Genomic DNA, 6,584 nt, shown 5'->3' with positions numbered 1-6,584 from the left:
CGCTATTGGTCAATGTCGTAGGCGCTGACGACTACGACCTGTGGGCCGAGCCCGCCCAATGAATTTGCTGCTGCTGCAGCCATCGGATTTCACTGGCGCCGATACCGTGCAAATCAGCGATGCGCGCGCCCAGCACATCCGCAAGGTACTTCGCGCTGAACTTGGCCAGCAGCTGCGCTGCGGCGTGCTTAACGGCCAGCTTGGCAGTGCGGAAATCACCGGACTTGGCAGCACCATAGAACTGCGCGTTAACCTGAATACGCCCGCTCCGGCAAAGCTCCCTTTGACCTTGTTGCTGGCCCTGCCTCGCCCAAAAGTGGCGCGGCGCATCATTCGCTCGGCAACCGAACTGGGCGTGGAAAAAATTATTTTGTTGAACAGTTACCGGGTGGACAAAAGCTACTGGCAAAGCCCGTTAGTCGACAACGCTCACCTCCACGCGGCCATGCTGGAGGGCTTGGAGCAGTGTGGCGACACGCAATTACCCAGCATTGAACGCGCCACCCGCTTCAAGCCCTTCGTGGAAGATGTATTGCCAGCACTGCTGCAACATCGGCAAGGCCTATTGGCCCACCCCTACCACAGCCAGGGTGTGCCGGCGGCAAGTAACCAGCCGCGCCTACTCGCCATCGGCCCGGAAGGCGGGTTTATTCCTTATGAGGTGGAAAAACTGCTGGCCGCCGGAATGCAGGGCTTTAGCCTGGGGCCGCGTATTTTGAAAGTTGAGACCGCCGTACCCAGCATTATTGGTCGCCTGTTTCTGTAGCGGCGACAACTAATCCTTCAACAGCAATACCCCAGACGCAGCGACCAGTCCAACTCCCGCCGCCGCTTCACCCCGCTTGGCGATCACCGGCAATCCTTGCACCAGTCGCTGAGCAAGCAACACATATAACAATTTCACGCCACCAACGGCCGCCACCGTGATTGCCGCAATTGCCAGGACATCTCCCGGCAACACGCTTTGCATGTCGACAAATAGCGGCAATAAACTGGCGTAGAAAACCACCGCTTTCACATCTGCAAGTGTCACCACCAAGCCCGCGATAGCGCTAGTACAAAGCGAACCGGGCGCCGCCGGTAAGGCCTGAGAGTGACCGGCGCGGGATGAGAGCAACAAGCGTAAGCCCACATTCAGCAGAAGCAGCACTGCGGCCACCTTAACCACGATAAACAACGCGCCCATAGCCTGAGCCAGCAAGGCAACACCGCCAATCGCGAGGGCGATAAACAGCAGGTCGCCAATAACAATACCCAGCGCTGCGGCTAGACCGTGGCGCCGACCACCGCGCAAACTGCAGGCGACTACCAGCAACACACTACTGCTTGGTAGCGCTGCCAGCGCCATCATTGCCAGCGCCAAGCCCAGCATCGCTGCAACGCTCATGGCTGCACCTGCGCATAACGGCGCTCCGCGTCGTTAATAAAGTCGATGGCCAAAGACTCAAAGCGCGCTTTGCACTCAATCATCGCCCAGTGGCCGCAGTTGGGGAAAACATGCAACTCGGCATTGGGGATCATCCGCATAGGCAACAGGCTGATATCCAGTGGACTCACGCGATCATCCCGCCCCCAGGTAATTAGCGTCGGCGCCTGAATGCTGGGCAAATGCGCGACCACCTGCGCGGCGTTTTCTCCCCGCCGGTAATCGGCAATTGCAGCGATCGCCGACCGAGAATACAGCGCCCGAGTGGTCGCCAGGGTGACGGGCTCGGTTGCCGCCGCGTATCGCGCCTCGAGCAGTTCGTCAGTAATAATCGCCTGATCGTAAACCATGGACGCCAACCAACGTCGTAAATTTTCGCGGCTGGGCTGCTCGGTAAAGGCCGTTAGCAAGTTCAGCCCCTCCCCAGGAAAAGCGCTGAACAGATTCAAGCCAATTCCGCCGATAGTCATAAAGCTGGCGACCCGCTCGGGATACTGCGCCGCAATATACGAACCGACGATGCCACCCAAGGAGTTACCAATAATATGTACGCGGGAAACGTCCAGGGTATCGAGCAGCTCAACACAGGCGGCCACGCAGCTTTGTACCGGGTCTCCGTCTCGCGCATCGCTGCCGCCGTAGCCGGGCAAGTCAGGCATAATGCAGCGAAAATGCTCGGCAAATACCGGCAAATTATCGCGATAATTCGCCCAGGCATTCACCCCTGGGCCAGAACCGTGTATCAGCATCACACAGGGACCATTGCCCGCGTCGTAATACTGAATACCACCGCCGGGTAACGCGGCATGTTGCGGGGCTTGATCGATTTTAGACATGACTTCTTCCTTGATACGTTAAACGCCAGCGGCCTCGCACTGCTGCTTTAAGGCCGCTAGGTATTGCTGGTACACCTCGCTGTGGGCGCGACTGCCCTGAAGAACAAAGCCGAGTCGAGCGAACCAGCTCAGGGCCTCCACCCGGCAGTGATAACTGGCCAATGTTTCCTGCCCGTGCTGCTCGAAACACCATACCCCGGTGCCACGCAAGTCTCCATCGATATACCGCTCCTCAATGCGCTCGCCGTCCACGATGCGCTCTATACGGCGTGTAAAGCGGCTCAGCACAAATGGCGGACGACCATAGCGGTGCTGCACAAGCGCGCCCTCCTTGATATCGCCACCGCCCTCCACACTGCATGAATAGGGCGGGAACCAGTTGGCGATTGCCGGATAATTCGCCACGGTGGCGAATACCCGTTGAGCGGGTGCACGAATGCGTATGCTGTCGACAACATCAATATTTAAGCGATCTTTCAAACTGCGCATGCTTGTCTCTCCTTTCCCTGGTATTGCTTTGCTTAACATTGCTTTGCTCGGCGCTGCTTCCATGAGCGGTGAATAGCGGCCCCAATTGGGGCCGCGATATTAGTCATAACGCAACTGGTACTCGCGGTAGCGCAGACGCTCTTCATTGATCTCCGCCAGCGGCTGATAAAACTGTGCGTACCAGGTTCTCAGTTTGTGGATCGGGCCATCACCATCGCAGAGAATGGGGTTGTCGATGCGCGTCTTGTTGTGCCATATCGCCACATCTTCAGCAAAGGCCTCAAAAGCCTTCTCCGCATACATTTTGCACAGCTCAGCATTTTGCGCCTCGTTCAAATGGGGCAGGCGCTTCACCATCACTGCGTAGCGAATATCAAAGCATTCGCGCGCCACCGGCAAGTGGCTGAGCAGCAGGTAGCTTTCAACGGTGTGGCCGTCGTAACTGCCGCGCATATACGTTGTTTGGTAGGCCGGGCCATAGTACTTGGCGTAGCTATACAGCTCGCTCTCCGCCGACAGGCGTTCGCTGTGGCCTCGCATTTCCTGCACAAAGGTGTGGCCATCCATAACGTTGCGAAAGCTGCGCACATTTGCACCATGCACGGGTCCAAAGTGCGCCGCATCGGCCATATTGTCGATCAGCTCGCGGCAATTGGCATGTATGCGGTACTCCCGCATCTGCCAGCGGCTCCACTGGCGCGTATCGCACTCGCCCATAATTGGCGGCTCTTGGACAGCCAACGGCGGATTGCCATCGGAGTCGTACCAGCAGAGCAACAAGCGGTTGCGGGCCAGGGTCGGCAGACGCTTGCCATTGAGGCTCGCGTCAATCTGTGAGCCGCGACAGCGCACGACGACCTTGCCACCAAAACCGTCGATGTTTTGTGGGCTGTCCGCAGGCGGGCGAAAGTCGTCGAGTAATCCGAGGCAAAACCACCCCCTCGGGTAGCGATCGGGTATGTCCTCCGCCTGAATTTGGTAGGGAGGAAAAGGCGAGCATTGTTGTGACATGACGTGACTCCATTCAATGATTATTGTGGTGCTCGTGGGCACACGTCGAATCTAGTCAGCTTTGTAAAGCCCGCCCCTCGTCCCAGTAGGTGAGAATCCTGGCAACTCATCTATGCGGATTACGCCATTCAGATGAGTCGCCCTGCTGTAGCGACCCTGCCCGCACTCAATTTCACGAATTGACATAACTGTGTCAGCCGCGCACACTTCTGACTGCTGCTCGCAGTTCAGGCGGCGACTCGCACAAGCACAGCCAGTGGCTGCCCCTGCTACAACGTGACATCGCCCGCCTCGCCAGCACCCGAACAATACTAACAATACGGACATTTGCCATGACGTTACGCACGCTGCTTTTCCCGTCGAGGAAGTCGCTCGGCTTACTCTTGCTCACCCTCATGCTCGCCGCCTGTGGTGGCTCGAGCAGCAACTCTTCTAGCAATAACTCAGGAGGCAGCACTGACAGCGACCGCGACGGCATTGCCGACACCCGAGATCAGTGCCCCGCCACGCCCAGTAGCGAAATCGCCAACAGCAACGGCTGTTCTGCCTCGCAGTTGGATGACGACGGCGACGGCGTGAGCAACCAATCTGACAGTTGCCCGGCAACCCCAAGCAACACCGATGTCGATGCTCAGGGCTGCGCGATTACGGTTGAAGATGCTGACGGCGACGGGGTTGCAGATGCCAACGACAGCTGTCCAGCCACGCCGGCGGGAGAAAGCGTCGATACCGATGGCTGTTCCGCCTCACAACTGGATGACGACAATGACGGCGTTAACAACAGCAGCGACAACTGCCCAAATACAGCGGCAGGCGCCACGGTGGATGCCAATGGCTGTAGTAACAGTCAAAACGGCGACAACGATGGCGACGGCGTTGGCAATGCCCAGGATTTCTGCCCACTGACACCGGCAGGTGCCAGCGTTGACCAAAATGGTTGCTCCGACGCACAGCGCGACGACGATGGCGACGGTGTCAGCAATGGTCAAGACGACTGCCCGGCCACTCCGGCAACGGAAACCGCCAATGTTCAAGGCTGCTCGCCCTCACAACTGGACGACGATAACGATGGCGTCAATAACGCCGACGACATCTGCCCCAATACCACTGCCGGCGCAACCGTCGACAGCGAGGGCTGCAGTAATGTGCAAAAAGATGACAACGACGGCGACGGAGTCCTCAATGGCAATGACCAGTGCCCCAACACCCCGCCGGGCACCGCCGTTGAAGCCGATGGCTGCCCGCCAGCGACCATTACCGACGGCGTTTCCTACGATGTAAACCTTGCGTCAAATGTCGATGGCGAAAATATTGCGTTCACCCTGCACGAGCCCACATCGCTGTCTTCAGAGGAAAGCTATCCGCTGATTTTGCACAGCCATGGCTACTCTGGCAGCCGTCAGTCAAGTCGACCCACCGGTGGCTTGCTGAAAGCCTTACTCGACGAAGGCTTTTACGTGCTGAGTCTGGATGAACGTGGCCACGGTGACTCCGGTGGCACCATCCGCATTTTGGACCCCGATCTGGAAGGCAAAGACTGGCTACAAGTGCTGGACTGGGCCGAAGAGAATCTGAGTCAGCTTGCCTATGCAGATAATGGCCCGACTCCCGCTACCGAGAAAGACAATCCGCTGATCGGCGCCGTGGGTGGCTCCTACGGTGGCGGTTATCAATTAATGATCTACGCGATTGACCCAGAACACCGCCTGGATGCCATTGCCCCGGACATTACCTGGAACGATCTGCGCTATTCCCTGTACCCAAACGATGTGTTTAAAACGTTTTGGGCAAGCGTGCTGTCGGCTGGCGGCAACCTGGCAGGCAATCAAGACCAGGAAGTCAACGAAGGCCTCGCCACCGGCTTGGCAGCAAACACCCTGGCCGACGATAAACTGGCGCTACTCTACCGCCACAGCCCGGCCTCACACTGCGCCGATGAGAACGACACAACAGCCGACGGCAGCTTGCGATCGATTGATGCGTTCATTACCCAGTCCCACATGGATACCCTGTTTAACTTTAATGATGCCTACCGAAACTACCGCTGTTTGAGTGATCAGGGTGGCGATGTGCGTTTGTTCACCAAAGCCGCCGGCCACGGCATCGACAGTGGCGACGGTCAAAGTGTCTGCGGACGCTTAAACACCACCGACACAACCGTAAGCTGGTTTCAAGAAAAGCTACAGTTTGTGCAAGGCGCGGCCGATGAGATTCCAGAGGTCTGCTTCAATTTAGGCAGTGAAGGCAATGATGGCATCGTACTCAACGATGTGCCCTACGGCGGGGACAACTTTGCCTTTAGCAGCCCGCTGCCGATCATTGCCCACGAAGCCAACCTGCTACCCACTGAGATTGAGCTCTACACCGCCCAGGCCGACAATCAGGTAATCGCCGGCATACCGACAATCAGCTTGAGCATGAGCATTGCCGACCAGCAAGCAGGCGCCCCGCTGCTTGAGCCCATTGTGTTTGTCGGACTGGCAATTAGAGAATCCGGCGACAGCAACCCGCTTCAGGCGCCCACGCCGTTGATGAACCAGGTAACACCTTTCAGAGGCTTCGGCGATCACAATGTAGACTTGGTCGGGGTGATGAGCCGCATGCAAAACGGCGACAAGCTGGTGCTGATGGTCTATGGCTCCTACCCCAGCCAGTACGCCACCTCAGCGTCTCCCTTACCCATTCCTGTGCAAATTAGCGGCTCGGTAGCGGTTCCACTGCTGGCACCGCAACAAACGGCGCCCTAAGCCGCTTGCCCACCAGCACCGCTGGTGGGCGCTTTCTTCCATATCAGCTGTTGTTACCCGCCTCTCAAGACCATG

The 6,584-nt window shown here is 57.8% G+C and carries 6 protein-coding genes; 2 read left to right on the top strand and 4 right to left on the bottom strand.

Annotated elements, in window-relative coordinates; genetic code table 11:
* Nucleotides 1–58 precede the first annotated feature (58 nt).
* Nucleotides 59–766, top strand: a complete 708-nt coding sequence (locus ABNS66_RS09215; protein ID WP_286839270.1) for a 16S rRNA (uracil(1498)-N(3))-methyltransferase — start codon at nucleotides 59–61, stop codon at nucleotides 764–766.
* Between the two features lie 9 nt (nucleotides 767–775).
* On the opposite strand, the gene ABNS66_RS09210 is transcribed toward ABNS66_RS09215, so the two are convergent.
* The 4 genes from ABNS66_RS09210 to ABNS66_RS09195 form a co-directional block, all read right to left on the bottom strand.
* Entirely contained in the window at nucleotides 776–1,387 is a 612-nt protein-coding gene (locus ABNS66_RS09210; protein ID WP_286839272.1) for a LysE family transporter, read from the bottom strand.
* Nucleotides 1,384–2,262: an alpha/beta fold hydrolase gene (locus ABNS66_RS09205; RefSeq protein WP_286839274.1), complete on the bottom strand. Its 879-nt coding sequence runs from the start codon at nucleotides 2,260–2,262 to the stop codon at nucleotides 1,384–1,386. The genes ABNS66_RS09210 and ABNS66_RS09205 overlap by 4 nt, the downstream gene beginning before the upstream one ends.
* Before the next feature lie 18 nt (nucleotides 2,263–2,280).
* On the bottom strand, nucleotides 2,281–2,751 hold the full coding sequence (locus tag ABNS66_RS09200; RefSeq protein WP_286839276.1) for an SRPBCC family protein: 471 nt from the start codon (nucleotides 2,749–2,751) through the stop codon (nucleotides 2,281–2,283).
* A 99-nt stretch (nucleotides 2,752–2,850) separates the two neighbouring features.
* A complete protein-coding gene (locus tag ABNS66_RS09195; protein WP_286839278.1) occupies nucleotides 2,851–3,762 on the bottom strand; it encodes a hypothetical protein in 912 nt (303 codons plus the stop codon).
* Between the two features lie 332 nt (nucleotides 3,763–4,094).
* Here ABNS66_RS09195 and ABNS66_RS09190 point away from each other — a divergent pair, with 332 nt between their 5' ends.
* Entirely contained in the window at nucleotides 4,095–6,509 is a 2,415-nt protein-coding gene (locus ABNS66_RS09190; protein WP_348655305.1) for a thrombospondin type 3 repeat-containing protein, read from the top strand.
* The last annotated feature ends 75 nt before the right edge of the window (nucleotides 6,510–6,584 follow it).

Source organism: uncultured Spongiibacter sp., assembly GCF_964011655.1.
In the GTDB taxonomy this organism is placed as follows: domain Bacteria; phylum Pseudomonadota; class Gammaproteobacteria; order Pseudomonadales; family Spongiibacteraceae; genus Spongiibacter; species Spongiibacter marinus.
Note: the sequence above shows the minus strand (reverse complement) of the source record. Positions and strands in the feature narration are given on the sequence as shown.